The organism is Cellulomonas hominis (assembly GCF_005239125.1).
In the GTDB taxonomy this organism is placed as follows: Bacteria; Actinomycetota; Actinomycetes; order Actinomycetales; family Cellulomonadaceae; genus Cellulomonas; species Cellulomonas hominis_A.
This window is the reverse complement of the sequence record NZ_SZYE01000024.1, coordinates 16,582-31,893: the sequence shown is the minus strand read 5'-3', so window position 1 is coordinate 31,893 and position 15,312 is coordinate 16,582. Positions and strand designations below refer to the sequence as shown.

Genomic DNA, 15,312 nt, shown 5'->3' with positions numbered 1-15,312 from the left:
CGCCCGGGCCCGGGGTGCCTACCCTGGCCCCGACGGGCCGGCGACCGCGGCGACCCCGCCGGGCGGCCCGTCGGTGCAGGGTGGTCGCGCGCCCGACCGGCGCGGCGGCCGCGCGACGCCCGGGAGGCAGACGATGAGGGTCGGGATCCCCGCCGAGGTCAAGAACCACGAGTACCGCGTCGCCATCACCCCGGCCGGGGTGCACCAGCTCGCCGCCGCCGGGCACGAGGTGCTCGTGGAGGCCGGGGCCGGGCGCGGCTCCGCGATCACCGACGAGCAGTACGTCGCCGCCGGCGCGACCGTCGTCGACGAGGCCGCCGCGGTCTGGGGCGAGGCGGACCTCGTGTGCAAGGTCAAGGAGCCGGTGCCGTCGGAGTACGGGCACCTGCGTGAGGACCTGGTGCTCTTCACCTACCTGCACCTGGCCGCCGACCGGCGGCAGACGGACGCGCTGCTCGCCGCCGGCACCACCGCGATCGCGTACGAGACCGTGCAGCTGGCCGACCGGTCGCTGCCGCTGCTGGCCCCGATGAGCGAGGTCGCGGGCCGGCTCGCCGCGCAGGTCGGCGCGTACCACCTCATGCGCAGCGCGGGCGGGTCCGGGCGGCTGCTCGGCGGCGTGCCGGGGGTCGCCCCGGGCCGGGTCGTCGTGATCGGCGGCGGCGTCGCCGGGCAGCACGCGGTGGAGGTCGCGCTCGGCATGCGGGCGGATGTCACCGTGCTCGACGTGTCCGTCCCGCGGCTGCGCGAGCTGGACACGGCGTTCGGCGGTCGGGTCCGCACCCTGGCCTCGTCCGCGTACGCGGTGCGGGAGGCGGTGGCCGGGGCCGACCTCGTCGTCGGCGCGGTGCTGGTGCCGGGTGCGCGGGCCCCGAAGCTCGTCACCGACGACATGGTGGCCGCGATGCGGCCGGGCTCGGTGCTGGTGGACGTGGCCGTGGACCAGGGCGGCTGCTTCGAGTCCACCCGCCCCACGACCCACGACGACCCCACGTTCCGGGTGCACGACGCGGTGTTCTACTGCGTCGCCAACATGCCCGGGGCGGTCCCGGTGACGTCGACGCAGGCGCTCACCAACGCCACGCTGCCCTACCTGACGGCTCTCGCGGGGCACGGCTGGCGGGAGGCGCTGGCCGGGGACCCGGCGCTGGCGGCCGGCCTGGCCACGCACGGCGGCCGGCTCTTCCACGCGGGGGTGGGCGCCGCGCACGGCCTGCCGGTCGCCGACCCCGGGGTGGTCCTCGCGGCCTGACCAGCGGCGACGGGGGGAAACGGGGCGACCGGCGGGGGCCCGCCGTGGCAGGGTGGCCCGATGGAGCCCTTCGAGCTGACCGACGGCGTCGTCCTGCTGCGCGCGCCCGGGCCCGCCGACGTCGACCGGATCGACGCGCTGTGCCAGGACCCGGCGGTCCAGGAGTGGACGACCGTCCCGAGCCCCTACTCCCGCGAGGACGCCGCGTCGTTCGTCTCGGGGTTCGTCGGCGACGGGTGGGTCCGCGGGTCCTCGCTCAACTGGGCCGTCCGGGACGCGGCGGACGACACGCTGCTCGGCATGGTCGGGCTGGGGCTGGACGGCGCGGGGTCGGCCGAGATCGGCTACTGGCTCGCCCCCGAGGCGCGCGGCCGCGGGTTGATGTCCCGGTCGGTCGACCTGGTGCTGGACGCGGCGTTCGGCCGGCTCGGGCTGGTGCGGGTGTTCTGGCGCGCGTTCGTCGGGAACGGCGCCTCCCGGGCGGTCGCCGAGCGCGCCGGGTTCCGGGTGGAGGGGGAGCTCCGCCTCGGCGGGGTGCAGCGCGGGGTCCGGCGGGACGAGTGGGTGGGCAGCGTGCTCGCCACCGACCCGCGGCCCCGGCGTGTCGGCGAGCGCTCCGGGGCGGGTGCCTCGGGCAACGGGAGATGATGAGGCGCATGAGCACCCCCACGCCGGGCGCGGACAACCCGTTCGCCGCCCCGTCCTCGCTGCCGTACGCCCTGCCCGACTTCGCCGCGATCCGCGAGGAGCACTTCCGGCCCGCGCTGCTCGCCGGGATGGCGGAGCAGCGCGCGGAGGTGGAGGCCATCGCCGCCTCGGCCGACGCGCCGACGGTCGAGAACACCCTGGACGCGCTCGAGCGCTCCGGGCGGCTGCTGCACCGCGCCGCGACCGTGTTCTTCAACCAGTCGTCCTCCGACTCGACGCCGGGCCTGGAGGCCCTCGAGGAGGAGGTCGCGCCGCTGCTCGCCGCGCACAGCGACGCCATCTACCTGGACCGCCGGCTGTTCGCGCGCCTGGAGGCGCTGCGCACCGCGGCCGAGGCCGGCGACCTGGACCTGGCGCCGGACACGGCCTGGCTGCTGCACCGCCTGCACACCCAGTTCGTCCGCGCGGGCGTGCGGCTCGACGACGCGGCCCAGGCCCGGCTCCGTGAGCTGAACGCCGAGATCACCCGGCTGGAGACGGTGTTCGGCCGGCAGCTGCTGGCGGAGACCAACGACTCCGCGGTCCTCGTGACCGACGAGGCCGAGCTCGCCGGGCTGCCCGCCGACGCCCGGGCCGCCGCCGCCGAGGCCGCCGCCCGCCGCGGGCACGAGGGGGCCTGGCTGATCGACCTGGTCCTGCCGACCCAGCAGCCGGCGCTCGCCCAGCTCGACGACCGCGCCCTGCGCGAGCGGCTGCACACCGCGTCGGTCCGCCGCGGCGGCCGCGGCGGCGAGCACGACACCCGCGCCACCCTGCTGGCGCTCGCCCGGCTGCGTGCCGAGCGCGCCCGCCTCCTCGGCTACCCGCACCACGCCGCGTACATCGCCGAGGACGCGACGGCCAAGACCCCCGAGGCGGTCGCCGACATCCTCGGCCGGCTCGCGCCCGCCGCCGTCGCCAACGCCCGCGCCGAGGCCGCCGACCTGGAGGCCGCCCTGCAGCGGGACGTCCCGGGCGCCACGCTGCAGGCCTGGGACTGGGCCTACTACGCGGAGCAGGTCCGCAAGGAGCGCCGCTCGCTCGACGACTCGTCGCTCCGCCCGTACCTGGAGCTCGACCGGGTGCTGCGCGACGGCGTGTTCCGCGCCGCCGGCGAGCTGTACGGCCTGTCGTTCACCGAGCGCCCCGACCTGGTCGGCTACCACCCGGACGTCCGGGTGTTCGAGGTGACCGACGCCGACGGCTCCGGCCTCGGCCTGTTCCTCGGCGACTACTGGACGCGCGACTCCAAGCGCGGCGGCGCCTGGATGAACAACCTGGTCGACCAGTCGACGCTGCTCGGCGAGCAGCCCGTCGTGGTCAACAACCTCAACATCCCGAAGCCCCCGGCCGGGCAGCCGACGCTGCTGACCTGGGACGAGGTCATCACGCTGTTCCACGAGTTCGGCCACGCCCTGCACGGGCTGTTCTCCGCCGTGCGGTACCCGTCGCAGTCGGGCACCGAGGTGCCGCGGGACTTCGTGGAGTACCCGTCGCAGGTCAACGAGATGTGGGCCTGGGAGCCGTCGGTCCTGCGGGCGTACGCGGTGCACCACGAGACGGGCGAGCCGATGCCGCAGGAGTGGGTGGACACCCTGATCGCGGCGCGGCAGGACGGCGAGGGCTTCGCCACGACGGAGTACCTGGCGGCCGCGCTGCTCGACCAGGCGTGGTACCGGCTGGCGCCCGAGGACGTGCCGACGGACGTCGAGGAGGTCGAGCCGTTCGAGGCCGCGGCGCTCCAGGCCGCGGGCGTCGCGTTCGCGCCCGTGCCGCCGCGGTACCGCACGACGTACTTCAACCACGTGTTCGGCGGCGGGTACTCCGCCGGGTACTACTCGTACATCTGGTCGGAGGTGCTCGACGCCGACACCGTGACGTGGTTCGAGGAGAACGGCGGCCTGCGCCGGGAGAACGGCGACACGTTCCGCGCGCGGCTGCTGTCGCGCGGCGGGAGCGTCGACCCGATGCAGGCGTTCCGGGACCTGCGCGGCCGCGACCCGGAGATCGCCCCGCTGCTCGCCCGCCGGGGCCTGACCACGGCCTGAGCACCCGCGGGAGCCGGGGGCCCACGGTGGACCCCCGGCCTCGGCGTGCCTGCGCGGCCGGTAGCGTGGGGGCATGACCGACGCACCCGCCACCCGGCCCGCCGACCAGCACGACACCGCGGCGGCCGAGGGCGAGGTCGTGCGGATCGCGCAGGAGCTGATCCGGTTCGACACGTCGAACTACGGCGACGGCTCCGGCCCGGGGGAGCGCTCCGCCGCCGAGCACGTCATGACGCTGCTGCACGAGGTCGGTCTCGCGCCCGAGCTGATCGAGTCGGCCCCCGGCCGCGCGAACGTCGTCGTGCGGCTGGAGGGCGCGGACCGCAGCCGGCCCGCGCTCGTGCTGCACGGGCACACCGACGTCGTCCCGGCCGAGGCGAAGGACTGGAAGGTCGACCCGTTCGCGGGCGAGGAGTTCGACGGCATGGTCTGGGGCCGCGGCGCCGTGGACATGAAGGGCATGGACGCGATGATCCTGGCGGTCGTCCGCCAGATGGTCCGCGACGGCCGCCGGCCGGCCCGGGACGTCGTCGTCGCGATGTTCGCGGACGAGGAGGCGGGCGGCAGGTTCGGCGCGCGGCACCTCGTCGACCACCGCCCGGACCTGTTCGAGGGCGCGACGGAGGCGGTGTCCGAGGTCGGCGGGTTCTCGGTCGACGTGCACGGCCGCCGCGCCTACCTGCTGCAGACCGCCGAGAAGGGCATCGCCTGGCTCCGGCTGGTCGCGGACGGCACCGCGGGCCACGGCTCGGCGGTCAACCCCGACAACGCGGTCACCGAGCTCGCCGGCGCGATCGCCCGCATCGGCGCGTACCAGTGGGACACCCGGCTCACCCCGACCGTGCTCGCGCTGCTGGAGGGGGTCGCCGACCTGACGGGCCTGCCGCTCGACGTGGACGACCCGCTGGCGATCGACCGGCTGATCGGCGCGCTGGGGCCGGCCCGGCGGTTCGTGGGGTCCTCGATCCGCACGCTGGCCAACCCGACGCAGCTGCACGCCGGGTACAAGACCAACGTCATCCCCGGCCGCGCGACCGCGACCGTCGACGTCCGCCCGCTGCCCGGCGACCACGAGGACGTGCTCGCGAAGGTCCGCGAGCTCGCCGGGCCGCACGTGCGCGTCGAGCCCGAGCACCTGGACATCGGCCTGGAGGTCCCGGCGACGGGCGCGCTGGTCGACACGATGACCGACGTGCTGCGCGCGCAGGACCCGGAGGCGGTCGTGCTGCCGTACATGCTCTCGGCGGGCACGGACAACAAGTCGCTCGCCCGGCTCGGCATCGCCGGGTACGGGTTCGCGCCGCTGCGGCTGCCCGCCGACCTCGACTTCACGGCGCTGTTCCACGGCGTCGACGAGCGGGTGCCCGCGGACTCGCTGCGGTTCGGCGTCCGCGTGCTGGACGGGCTGCTGCGCGAGGCCTGATCCCCCGCGCGCCGGGCGGCGTCAGTCGTCCAGCGCGCCGAGCGTGGACCGGACCCGGATGATCCGGCGCCGCAGCCACACCTTCCGCTCGCCGCCCGCGTACAGCAGCGTCCGGGCCAGCTCCCACCGGCCGTACTCCGCCTGCTCCGTGAGCAGCCGGCGCGCGTCGCCGCGGCTGGTCGTCCGGGGGATCGTGAGGACGCGGTACTCGTACTGCCGTGCCTGCTCCGTGCCGCCCGGGCGTCCCGAGCGCGTCGTGCCTGCCATGCCCACCGCCTTGTCGATCGGGTCGTGGTGTCATTGTGCCTGGTGCGGCGCTACGGTCATCGCATGGCTATCGACCCGCGCGCGGCACTGGACCGTCTGATCGCAGCGCTCGAGGCGCACTACACCGCCGTGTCCACCCGCCGGGGCGAGGACGACCCCGCCGTCGACGACGCGTACGACGTGCTCGCGGACGCGTTCGAGGTGTACGACGACGCGCTCGGGACCGTGCACGGCGAGGCCACGCCGTTCTACCTCGCCGAGGACGACGACGAGGACGACGACGAGCACGAGGACGACGAGCAGGACGACGAGTACGACGCGGACGACCTGCCCGAGGAGTCGTTCGACGACGAGGACGACGACGCCCTGCGCGGCTGACAGCCGTCGCCCGGGCCCCGGCGCGGCGCGACGCGCACCGGGCCGGGGCCCAGCGGCCGGTCAGCGTCGCTCGGGGTACCCGGTGGCCGGGGCGCTCACCTCGTCCAGCGCCCGGAGGATCTCCGGCGGCAGCTCGACGTCCTCGGCCGCGAGCGACGCGCGCAGCTGGGCGGGCGTCCGCGCGCCCACGACCGCCGACGCGACCTGCGCGCGCACCCGCAGCCAGGCCAGGGCGACCTCGAGCGGGGCGCGCCCCAGCCCGTCGGCCGCGATGACGACGGCCTCGACCACCGCCGCGGCGACCGAGCCGAGGTAGGGCTCGACGAACCCGGCGAGGTGCGGCGACGCCGCGCGCGAGTCCGCGGGCACGGTGCGCCGGTACTTGCCGGTCAGCACGCCGCGGCCCAGCGGCGACCAGGCGAGCACGCCGACGCCGAGGTCCGCGGCCGCCGGCAGCACCTCCCGCTCGATCCCGCGCTGCAGCAGCGAGTACTCCGCCTCGACCGCGGCCAGCCCGGGGTCCTCGCCGAGCAGGGTCGCGGCGCGCGCCACCTGCCAGCCGGCGTGGTTCGACAGCCCCACGTACCGGGCGCGCCCGGAGTCGACCGCCCTGCGCAGCGCGCTCACCGTCTCGGCAAGCGGGGTGCGCGGGTCGGGCGTCTGCACGAGGAACAGGTCGACGTGGTCCGTGCCGAGCCGGCGCAGCGAGGCGTCCAGGCCGTCGAGGAGCGCGCCGCGGGACGCGTCGACCACGCCGCCGTCGGGGGTGCGCCGCACGCCCGCCTTGGTGCACAGCACGACCTCGTCGCGGGGGACGACCCGCCCGAGCAGCGACCCGAGCAGCTCCTCCGCACCGCCGTCGGCGTACGACGCGGAGGTGTCGACGAGCGTGCCGCCCGCCTCGGCGAAGTCCCGCAGCTGCTCGGCGGCGTCGTGCTCGTCGGTGTCCCTGCTCCAGGTCAGCGTCCCGAGTCCGAGGTGCGAGACCCGCAGGCCGGTCCGTCCGAGCTGGCGCTGTTCCATGCCGTGAGGGTATCCGTGCCCGCGGGGATCACGGGCGCGCGGGTGACCAGCGGCTATCGTGGCGCCTCGTGGCAGCGCACCCGAGCACCCCGTCCCCGATCGGCACCGACGCATGAGCGTGTGGGAGGCGATCGTCCTCGGCCTCGTCCAGGGCCTCACCGAGTTCCTGCCGGTGTCGTCGAGCGCGCACCTGCGCATCGTCGGCGAGCTCATCGGCTCCGGCGACCCGGGTGCGGCGTTCACCGCGATCACGCAGATCGGCACCGAGACGGCCGTGCTGCTCTACTTCCGGCGCGACATCGCCCGGATCTGCGCGCACTGGTGGCGCGCGGTGCGCGGGGACCTCGGCGGCGACTGGCGGTCCCGGGTGGGCGCCCCCGCGGGCGGCACCCCGGACCGCGACGCGCAGATGGCGTGGTTCATCGCGCTCGGGTCGGTGCCCATCGTCCTGCTGGGCCTGCTGTTCCAGGACGCGATCGAGGCGCCGTTCCGGAACCTGTGGCTGATCGTGCTCACGCTCACCGTGTTCGCGCTGGTGCTCGACTGGGCGGACCGGCGCAGCAGCAGCGACCGGGAGCTGACCGACCTGACCCCGCGGCACGCGGTGTACTTCGGCCTCGCGCAGGCCATGGCGCTGGTCCCGGGCGTGTCCCGTTCCGGCGGCACGATCACCGCGGGGCGGCTCATGGGCTACAGCCGGACGGCGGCGGCCCGCTACTCGTTCCTGCTCGCGATCCCCGCCGTCCTCGGGTCCGGCTTCTACCAGCTGGGCAAGAGCGCCGGTTCGTTCGGCGAGGCGGGCGTGCCCGGCATCGGGGTCACCCTGATCGCGACGATCATCGCGTTCGTCGTCGGGTACGTCGTGATCATCGGGTTCCTGAAGATCGTGTCGACGTACTCCTACCGGCCGTTCGTGGTCTACCGGATCGGGCTCGCGGTGGTCGTGGCGCTCTTGCTGGTCACCGGCGTGCTGGACCCGCTGGCCGGCGCCTGACGGCCCGGGCCCGGCGGGCTAGAGCCAGCCGGACCGCTTGAACAGCCGGAACAGCAGGCCCGCCGCGGCGCCCATCAGCACGATCGACAGCGGGTAGCCGAGCAGCCAGTGCAGCTCCGGCATGTGGTCGAAGTTCATCCCGTAGACACCGGCGATGAGCGTGGGGACCGCGATGATCGCCGCCCACGCCGAGATCTTCCGCATGTCCTCGTTCTGGCGCACCGACACCCGGGACAGGTGCACGGACAGCATGTCGCCGAGCAGCGCGTCGTGGGCGTCGAGGTGCCCGTCGACCTTGGTCAGCACGGAGTCCAGCCGACGGAGCCAGCGCATCGTGCGGGTCTCCCGCTGGGCGTCCTCCTGCTCGGCCACGAGGTCGGGGAACGCCGACAGGAGCGGCACCAGGGCGCGCCGGGCCTCGGCGATCTCGCGCTTGAGGTCGTAGACCACCTCGGCCGGGTCCTCCGCACGCGGGGTGAACACCAGCTGCTCCACGTCGGCGACCGCCTCGCCGACCCCGGACTCGACGTCGCCGGCCCGCCGGACCAGCGCCATGAGCACCGCGGCGAACACGTGGCTCCCGCGGTCCTGCGGCAGGTGGTCGCCCTCGCCCAGGTGGTCGAGCACGTCCGCGAGCAGCTCGCCCGGACCCTCCTCGGCGGTGATCGTCACGTCGTCGACCACCAGCGCCGCCCAGACGCCGGTCGTCACGTCCCGGGTGCTGCCGTCGTACGCGAGCGTCGGGCTGACCAGGTACCGGCCCCCGCCGGGCAGCCGCCGGAGCTGGGGCCGGCGCGGGTCGCCCGGCGCGGCGGGGCCGTGGTCGGCCACCGCCCGCAGCACCACGGACTCCGGCACCCCCGCCTGCCGCGCCGCGTCGGCCAGCTGGCCGAGGGAGTCGACGTGCACCCAGGCCGCGGGCGGCTCCGGGGCCGCCAGCAGGGCCAGCAGCCCGTCCGGCTCGGTCTCGGCCCAGCCGTCGCCCTGGTGCACCCACGCTCTCTCCACGCGGGCATTCTCCCGGCGCGGCGCGCCGCCGGGGCCACCGACGCGCCGCCCGGCGCCGGCCCGTCCGGGGGAGCGGTGGCGTCCGTCACCCCGGTGCCCGCGCGCGCCGCCCGCCCCCGCGGCGGCCGGTACGCTCGACGCCGTGCTCACCTGGCCCGCCCCGCAGATCCCGCAGCTCCCCGGCCAGGGAGGCCCGGTCCGCGTCCGCGACACCTCCACCGGCGAGCTCGTCGTCGCGGCGCCCGGCCCCGACGCCACGGTGTACGTCTGCGGCATCACGCCCTACGACGCCACCCACATGGGCCACGCCGCCACCTACGTCGCGTTCGACCTGCTGGTCCGCGGCTGGCTCGACGAGGGCAAGCGGGTCCGGTACGCGTCCAACGTGACCGACGTCGACGACCCGCTGCTCGAGCGCGCCGAGGCGACCGGTGTCGACTGGCGGGAGCTCGCGGCGGACCAGACCGCGCTGTACCTCGAGGACATGACCGCGCTCGGCGTCGTGCCGCCGGACGTCTACACCGGCGCCGTCGAGGCCGTGCCGGACGTCGTGCGGGCCGTCGAGGCCATGCTGGCCGCCGGCACCGCGTACGTCGTCGGCACGCCCGACGCGAACGGCGAGGGCGTCGGCGACGTGTACGCCGACCTGTCCGCCGACCCGGCCTTCGGGCAGGTCGCGCGCCTCGACCGCCCGGAGATGCTCGCGCTGTTCGGCGAGCGCGGCGGCGACCCCGCGCGGCCCGGCAAGCGGGACCCCCTGGACCCGCTGCTCTGGCGCTCCGCGCGGCCCGGCGAGCCGTCCTGGGACGGCAACGGCCTCGGCCCGGGCCGGCCCGGCTGGCACATCGAGTGCGCGGTGATCGCGCGCGACGGCATCGGCCTGCCGTTCGACGTCCAGGGCGGCGGCTCCGACCTGCGGTTCCCGCACCACGAGATGAGCACCTCGCACGCCCGGCTGCTCGACGAGGGCGAGGGCGCCCGCACCCACGTGCACACCGGGATGGTGGGGCTGCACGGCGAGAAGATGAGCAAGTCGCTCGGCAACCTCGTGCTCGTGTCCCGGCTCCGGGCCGACGGGGTCGACGCGATGGCCGTCCGCCTGGCCATCCTCGACCACCACTACGCCGCCGACTGGGAGTGGACCGACGACGTCCTGCGTTCCGCGCAGGCCCGGCTGGACCGGTGGCGCTCCGCGGTGTCGGGCAACGGCGGGCCCGCGTCCGCCGGTGTCCTCGCCGCCGTGCGTGCCGCCGTCGCCGACGACCTGGACGCCCCGCGCGCCCTGCGCGCCGTCGACGCCTGGGCCGACGCCGCGCTGGCCGGGGGCGCCGGGGCGGAGGCCGAGGAGGGTGCGCCGGGCGTGGTGTCCCGCGCGGTCAACGCGCTGCTGGGCGTCCGGCTCTAGCCGGCCGCGTGCCGGGGCGGGCGCCGGCGGCGTGTCACCCGCCGGTGAACGCCATGATCGCGAGCGGGGTGCCGACGTCCTCGCACGCGGCGGCGAGGTCGACCTCGGCCGCCGACCACGCGGGCGAGCGCACACCCGTCGACTCCGCGAACGCCCAGGACGGGACGGCCGGTGCCGCCGCCTGCAGCGCGCCGATGGCGCTCTGCACCGCGGTGTCCGCGTCGGACGGCAGTCGGTCGAGCACGCGCGTCGCCAGCGCGTACCAGCCGTGCTGCTCCTGCGCCGCCATCCGGCCCTCGGCCAGGCCGAGGTCGGCGTTCGCGGCGATGGTCAGCACGTCGCCGAAGGCCGTGCAGGCGGCGGCGTCCTCGGCAGCCGCGTCCGCGGAGGGAGCCGGCGAGGCCGGCCGGTTCGTCGTGCTCGCCGCGTGGTCCACGCCCCCGCCCGCGGCGCTCCCGTCCGCGGCACCGCAGGCAGCCAGGAGCGCGGCACCCAGCACCGTCGTGGACAGCACGGCCCACCGTCTCGCTCGCATGCGCGGATGCTAGCGAGGTCGAGGCGCCCCGCGGGGGCGATATCGGCGCGGAGGTGTCCGGCGGTGAGGCGGCGCGGGCCGAGGAGGGGGCGTCGGGCGTGGTGTCCCGGGCCGTCGACGCGCTGCCGGGCGTCCGGCTCTAGCCGGTCCCGTCGGTCGTCCAACCGGCGGGAGCCGGCTCCCAGGCGCCGATCTCCACGGCGGCGCCCGCGAGGATGTCCAGGCCGCCCCGGTCGACCGGCACCTCGTCCGGCTCGGCGCCCGGGACCGCCGTGACCCGCAGGACCTCCGTCACGTCGGGGTCGAGCGCGGTGGACATGGCGAGCCAGGTCAGCGGGGCGTGCAGGCGCTCGCCGGCCGGGACCACGTACCGCGCGGGGTCCGGCGTGCCCGTGGGGGTCCCCGTCTCGACGTCCGGGACCGTCGTGCCGGACGCCCGCACGAACGTGATCTCCGGCCGGCCCTGGACCGCGCACGGCGCCCCGGAGGTGTTGGTGGCGGTCAGCAGCAGGTAGCGGTGGCCGAGCGCGGCGTCGGACCCGCCGAGCGTGACGTCGAGGTCGGCACCGGTGCAGGCCGGGGCGGCGGGGTCGTCGGGCCAGGGCGACGGGGCGCCGAGCGGGGGCGCGCCGTCCGCGGGGGCGGCGGGGTCCGGGTCCGCCGGTGCGGGGCGGCCGACGACACCGGCCTCGGACCGGAACGCCGAGGACACGACCGCGTGCACGACCGGGCCGTCCGCGGGCCACGCCGAGCCGGTGAGCGCGGCGGCCAGCTCGGTGACCGTGTCGTCGCCCGCCACCTGCACGCGGAGCCACACCTCGTCCGTGCCCTGCGACTCGACGAACTGGGACGTGACGCCGGGCCACCGGTCGACCCGGGCGACGAGCCCGGCGAGCCGGGCGTCGAGCAGGTGCGGCGGCACGGACGTGCTGACGCGCGACTCGCCGGCCGCCAGCAGCGCCGTCGGGACGCGGGCCGCGCGGACCGCCGCGGCGAGCGCCGGGAAGGACGCGGCGTCGGCCACGGAGGCGCTGACGGCGTCGGCCCGCACCTGCAGGCCCGTGATCCCGGGGACCGCGGCCACGTCCGCCGCGAGACCCAGCGTGCCGGCGCCGCGGTCTCCCGCGCCGGTGATCTCCACCGCGAGGGCGGGCACCCCCGGGCGCTCCTCCTGCCAGATGCGGGCGGCGACCCGTCGCGTCGCCGGGAGCTCGGCGGCGACCGCCGTCGCGACCGCACCGAATCCGGCCGCGTCCGCCGCCGCCGTGCGGACGTCGACCTGGACCTGCACCGCTGACCGCACCCGGCCCTCGTCCCCGTCGGGGACCGCGCTGTCGACCGCCGTCACCTCCGCCACCCCGTCGAGGTCGGTCAGCGTCGCGGCGAGCGCGGCGGCCTCGTCCGCGCCCGGCGCGGGGGCGCCGGCTCCGTCGCACCCGGCGAGCACCGCCACCGCGAGCAGCAGGGCGGCGGTGGCCGGGGAGAGGCGCCGGCCCGGCACGGCGGGGCGGCGGGGTCGCGGGGGCGGCGCGGACGACGGCGTGCGGCTGGGCATGCTGCGGACGCTAGCCACGAGTCGCGGCGTCGGCCGGTGGTTCACCGCCCCGACCAGGCATGCGTGCGGGACCTGCACAGCAGGCGCACAGGGCCGGGGGAGCGGGTTAGCCGCCGGTGCCCTTGTCCCGGCGCCGCAGGTACCGCTCGAACTCCTGCGCGATCGCCTCGCCGGACGCCTCCGGCAGCTCGGCGGTGTCCTTGGCCTCCTCGAGCTGGCGGACGTACTCGGCGATCTCGGAGTCCTCGCTCGCCAGCTCGTCCACGCCGTCCTGCCACGCCGCGGCGTCCTCGGGCAGGTCGCCCAGGGGGATCGGCTCGCCGGTCAGCGCCTCGATGCGGTGCAGCAGCGCGAGCGTGGCCTTGGGCGACGGCGGGTGGGCCACGTAGTGCGGCACCGCGGCCCACAGCGACACGGTGCGCAGCCCGCGGGCGGCGGCCTCGTGCTGCAGCACGCCGACGATGCCCGTCGGACCCTCGTAGGAGTTCGCCTCGACGTCCAGCGCCGCGCGCACGGCGTCGTCCTCGCTGGTCGCGGTGACCGGGATCGGGCGGGTGTGCGGCACGTCGGCCAGCAGCGCGCCCAGCGTCACCACCGTGGTCACGCGCAGACCCGCTGCGATGTCCAGCAGCTCGCCGCAGTACCGGCGCCAGCGCATCGACGGCTCGATGCCGTGCACCAGCACCACCTGGCGGCGCGCGTTCGGGGTGGTGGCGACCGCGACCGCCGTCGTCGGCCAGGTGATCTCGCGCCGCCCGTCCTCGCCCGGGCCGATCACGGGGCGGTTCACCTGGAAGTCGTGGTACTCCTCGGGGTCGAGCTCGTCGACCTGCTCCGCGCCCCAGGCCTCGTGCAGGTGCTCCAGGGCCTGGCTGGCGGCCGACCCGGCGTCGTTCCAGCCCTCGAAGGCCGCCAGGAGGATCGTCTCCCGCTCCGGGAGCCCTGCCGGTGCGTCTGCCTGCTCGGTCATCGGGCCAGCGTAGGACCCCGCGGCGTCGGATGTCGGACCCGCCGGGGAGAATAGGACCCGTGCCCCTCGTCCTCGTCGCCGTCGACCCGGGCCGACCCGGCGGCGTCGTGCTGCGCGAGGCCCGGGACGCGGTCGCCGCCGAGGCCGGCGCGGTCGGCGCCGCGGTCCCCGTCGCGGGCGCGGACCTCGCGCGCGTCGTCGCCGAGCGGGAGGCCGCCGAGCACCCGCGGTGGGTCTGGGACGACACGGAGCACTGGTACCCGGACCTGCTCGCGGCGGGCGTGCGGGTCGAGCGGGCGCACGACCTGCGGCTCTGCCGGACGATCCTGCGCCGGTCGACCCGGTGCGCCGCGACGGCCCTCGCCCGCGAGCCGGAGGGCCCGTGGGACCGCGCGACGGCGGCCGGCGGGACCGGTCCGCACGAGGCCGACGAACTCAGCCTGTTCGACGACCTGCCCGCCGCGGTCCCGGACGCCGCGCCGGACGTCGCGGCCGAGCTCGCCCGCCAGCTCGCGACCCTGACCGAGGCGGGGGACGACGGCCGGCTGAGGCTGCTGCTCGCGGCCGAGTCGACCGGCGCCCTGATCGCCGCGGAGATGCGGCACGACGGCCTGCCCTTCCGGTCGGACCTGCACGACGCCCTGCTCACGGGCCTGGCCGGGCCGCGCCCCCGCGACGGCGCGCGGCCCGAGCGGCTCGCGGCGCTGGCGGAGCGCGTCGGCGCCGCCCTCGACCGGCCGGGGCTCAACCCCGACTCCCAGCCGGAGCTGCTCCGGGCCCTGCGCGCCGCGGGCCTCGACGTCCCGTCGACCCGGACCTCGGAGATCCGCGCCCTCGACCACCCCGTGCGCGAGCCGCTGCTCGAGTACAAGAAGCTCGCGCGGCTGCTGTCCGCCAACGGCTGGGCCTGGATGGACCGCTGGGTGCACGAGGGCCGGTTCCGGCCCGACTACGTCCCCGGCGGGGTCGTCACCGGGCGGTGGGCGAGCAGCGGCGGTGGCGCCCTGCAGCTGCCGGCCGTGATCCGGGACGCGGTCCGGGCCGACCCGGGCCGGCGGCTCGTCGTCGCGGACGCCGCGCAGCTGGAGCCGCGGGTGCTCGCCGCCATGTCCGGTGACGGGGCGATGGCCGCGGCGGGCCGGCAGGCCGACCTCTACGCCGCCGTCGTCGACGCGGGCATCGTCGCGGACCGGCAGCAGGCCAAGTACGCCATGCTCGGCGCGATCTACGGGGCGACGACCGGCGCGAGCGCCGTGCTCATGCCCCAGCTCGGGCGCGCCTACCCGCGGGCGGTGGCGCTCGTCGAGGAGGCCGCGCGGGCGGGGGAGCGCGGGGAGCAGGTCACCACCTGGCTCGGCCGGTCGTCACCCGCCCCCGGAGCCGCGTGGCTCGCCGCCCGGCAGGCCGCCTCCGCCGAGGGCGCCGCGCCCGAGGACGCCCGCGACGCGCGCCGCCGCTCCCGGGACTGGGGCCGGTTCACCCGGAACTTCGTCGTCCAGGGCACCGCCGCCGAGTGGGCGCTGTGCTGGATGGCGGTGCTGCGCCGCCGGCTGCTGGAGCTGCCCGGGCGGCCGCACCTCGCGTTCTTCCTGCACGACGAGATCGTGGTGCACGCACCCGCCGACGTGACCGACCGGGTCGCGGACGCGGTGCGGGAGTCCGCCGTGGAGGCCGGGCGGCTGCTGTTCGGGGACACGCCGGTGGAGTTCGCCCTGGACGTCTCGGTGGTGGACAGCTACGCCGACGCCGTGTGATCCTGCCGTTCAC

The 15,312-nt window shown here is 76.8% G+C and carries 14 protein-coding genes; 8 read left to right on the top strand and 6 right to left on the bottom strand.

The window, feature by feature from the left end; translation table 11 throughout:
• Positions 1 to 133 precede the first annotated feature (133 nt).
• The 4 genes from ald to FA014_RS05310 all read left to right on the top strand — a co-directional run bounded on the left by ald (position 134) and on the right by FA014_RS05310 (position 5,410).
• Positions 134 to 1,252 (top strand): alanine dehydrogenase, encoded by a 1,119-nt coding sequence (ald, locus tag FA014_RS05325; RefSeq protein WP_154728661.1) that lies wholly within the window; start codon positions 134 to 136, stop codon positions 1,250 to 1,252.
• Between the two features lie 60 nt (positions 1,253 to 1,312).
• On the top strand, positions 1,313 to 1,900 hold the full coding sequence (locus FA014_RS05320; protein ID WP_154728660.1) for a GNAT family N-acetyltransferase: 588 nt from the start codon (positions 1,313 to 1,315) through the stop codon (positions 1,898 to 1,900).
• Positions 1,900 to 3,987, top strand: coding sequence for a M3 family metallopeptidase (locus FA014_RS05315; RefSeq protein ID WP_419178370.1), 2,088 nt, complete (start codon positions 1,900 to 1,902; stop codon positions 3,985 to 3,987). The genes FA014_RS05320 and FA014_RS05315 overlap by 1 nt, the downstream gene beginning before the upstream one ends.
• A 73-nt stretch (positions 3,988 to 4,060) precedes the next feature.
• The gene (locus FA014_RS05310) at positions 4,061 to 5,410 is read left to right on the top strand and encodes a M20/M25/M40 family metallo-hydrolase (RefSeq protein ID WP_154728658.1); all 1,350 of its coding nucleotides are present in this window, start codon (positions 4,061 to 4,063) and stop codon (positions 5,408 to 5,410) included.
• A 21-nt stretch (positions 5,411 to 5,431) separates the two neighbouring features.
• Here FA014_RS05310 and FA014_RS05305 read toward each other — a convergent pair whose 3' ends face one another.
• On the bottom strand, positions 5,432 to 5,677 hold the full coding sequence (locus tag FA014_RS05305; protein WP_154728657.1) for a DUF5703 family protein: 246 nt from the start codon (positions 5,675 to 5,677) through the stop codon (positions 5,432 to 5,434).
• A 63-nt stretch (positions 5,678 to 5,740) separates the two neighbouring features.
• On the opposite strand from FA014_RS05305, the gene FA014_RS05300 reads away from it, so the two are divergent.
• Complete coding sequence (locus tag FA014_RS05300) at positions 5,741 to 6,055, top strand: primosomal protein (RefSeq protein WP_154728656.1); 315 nt, start codon at positions 5,741 to 5,743, stop codon at positions 6,053 to 6,055.
• Positions 6,056 to 6,115: 60 nt separating this feature from the next.
• Here the strand turns inward: FA014_RS05300 and FA014_RS05295 are convergent, their stop codons facing one another.
• Complete coding sequence (locus tag FA014_RS05295) at positions 6,116 to 7,078, bottom strand: aldo/keto reductase (protein ID WP_154728655.1); 963 nt, start codon at positions 7,076 to 7,078, stop codon at positions 6,116 to 6,118.
• 112 nt (positions 7,079 to 7,190) lie between these two features.
• On the opposite strand from FA014_RS05295, the gene uppP reads away from it, so the two are divergent.
• Positions 7,191 to 8,072 (top strand): undecaprenyl-diphosphatase UppP, encoded by an 882-nt coding sequence (gene uppP / locus FA014_RS05290; RefSeq protein ID WP_154728654.1) that lies wholly within the window; start codon positions 7,191 to 7,193, stop codon positions 8,070 to 8,072.
• Between the two features lie 18 nt (positions 8,073 to 8,090).
• Here uppP and FA014_RS05285 read toward each other — a convergent pair whose 3' ends face one another.
• Positions 8,091 to 9,080, bottom strand: coding sequence for a CorA family divalent cation transporter (locus tag FA014_RS05285; protein ID WP_154728653.1), 990 nt, complete (start codon positions 9,078 to 9,080; stop codon positions 8,091 to 8,093).
• Positions 9,081 to 9,222: 142 nt separating this feature from the next.
• Here FA014_RS05285 and mshC point away from each other — a divergent pair, with 142 nt between their 5' ends.
• Positions 9,223 to 10,485, top strand: a complete 1,263-nt coding sequence (gene mshC, locus FA014_RS05280; protein WP_154728652.1) for a cysteine--1-D-myo-inosityl 2-amino-2-deoxy-alpha-D-glucopyranoside ligase — start codon at positions 9,223 to 9,225, stop codon at positions 10,483 to 10,485.
• Positions 10,486 to 10,519: 34 nt separating this feature from the next.
• On the opposite strand, the gene FA014_RS05275 is transcribed toward mshC, so the two are convergent.
• The 3 genes from FA014_RS05275 to FA014_RS05265 form a co-directional block, all read right to left on the bottom strand.
• Positions 10,520 to 11,020, bottom strand: a complete 501-nt coding sequence (locus tag FA014_RS05275; RefSeq protein ID WP_154728651.1) for a hypothetical protein — start codon at positions 11,018 to 11,020, stop codon at positions 10,520 to 10,522.
• Positions 11,021 to 11,159: 139 nt separating this feature from the next.
• Positions 11,160 to 12,575 carry a DUF4232 domain-containing protein gene (locus FA014_RS05270; protein ID WP_154728650.1) on the bottom strand — a complete coding sequence of 472 codons (1,416 nt, stop codon included), beginning with the start codon at positions 12,573 to 12,575 and terminating at the stop codon, positions 11,160 to 11,162.
• A 106-nt stretch (positions 12,576 to 12,681) separates the two neighbouring features.
• Positions 12,682 to 13,545: a PAC2 family protein gene (locus tag FA014_RS05265; protein WP_154728649.1), complete on the bottom strand. Its 864-nt coding sequence runs from the start codon at positions 13,543 to 13,545 to the stop codon at positions 12,682 to 12,684.
• Between the two features lie 29 nt (positions 13,546 to 13,574).
• Between FA014_RS05265 and FA014_RS05260 the strand changes: the two genes are divergently transcribed.
• A complete protein-coding gene (locus FA014_RS05260; protein WP_154728648.1) occupies positions 13,575 to 15,299 on the top strand; it encodes a bifunctional 3'-5' exonuclease/DNA polymerase in 1,725 nt (574 codons plus the stop codon).
• The last annotated feature ends 13 nt before the right edge of the window (positions 15,300 to 15,312 follow it).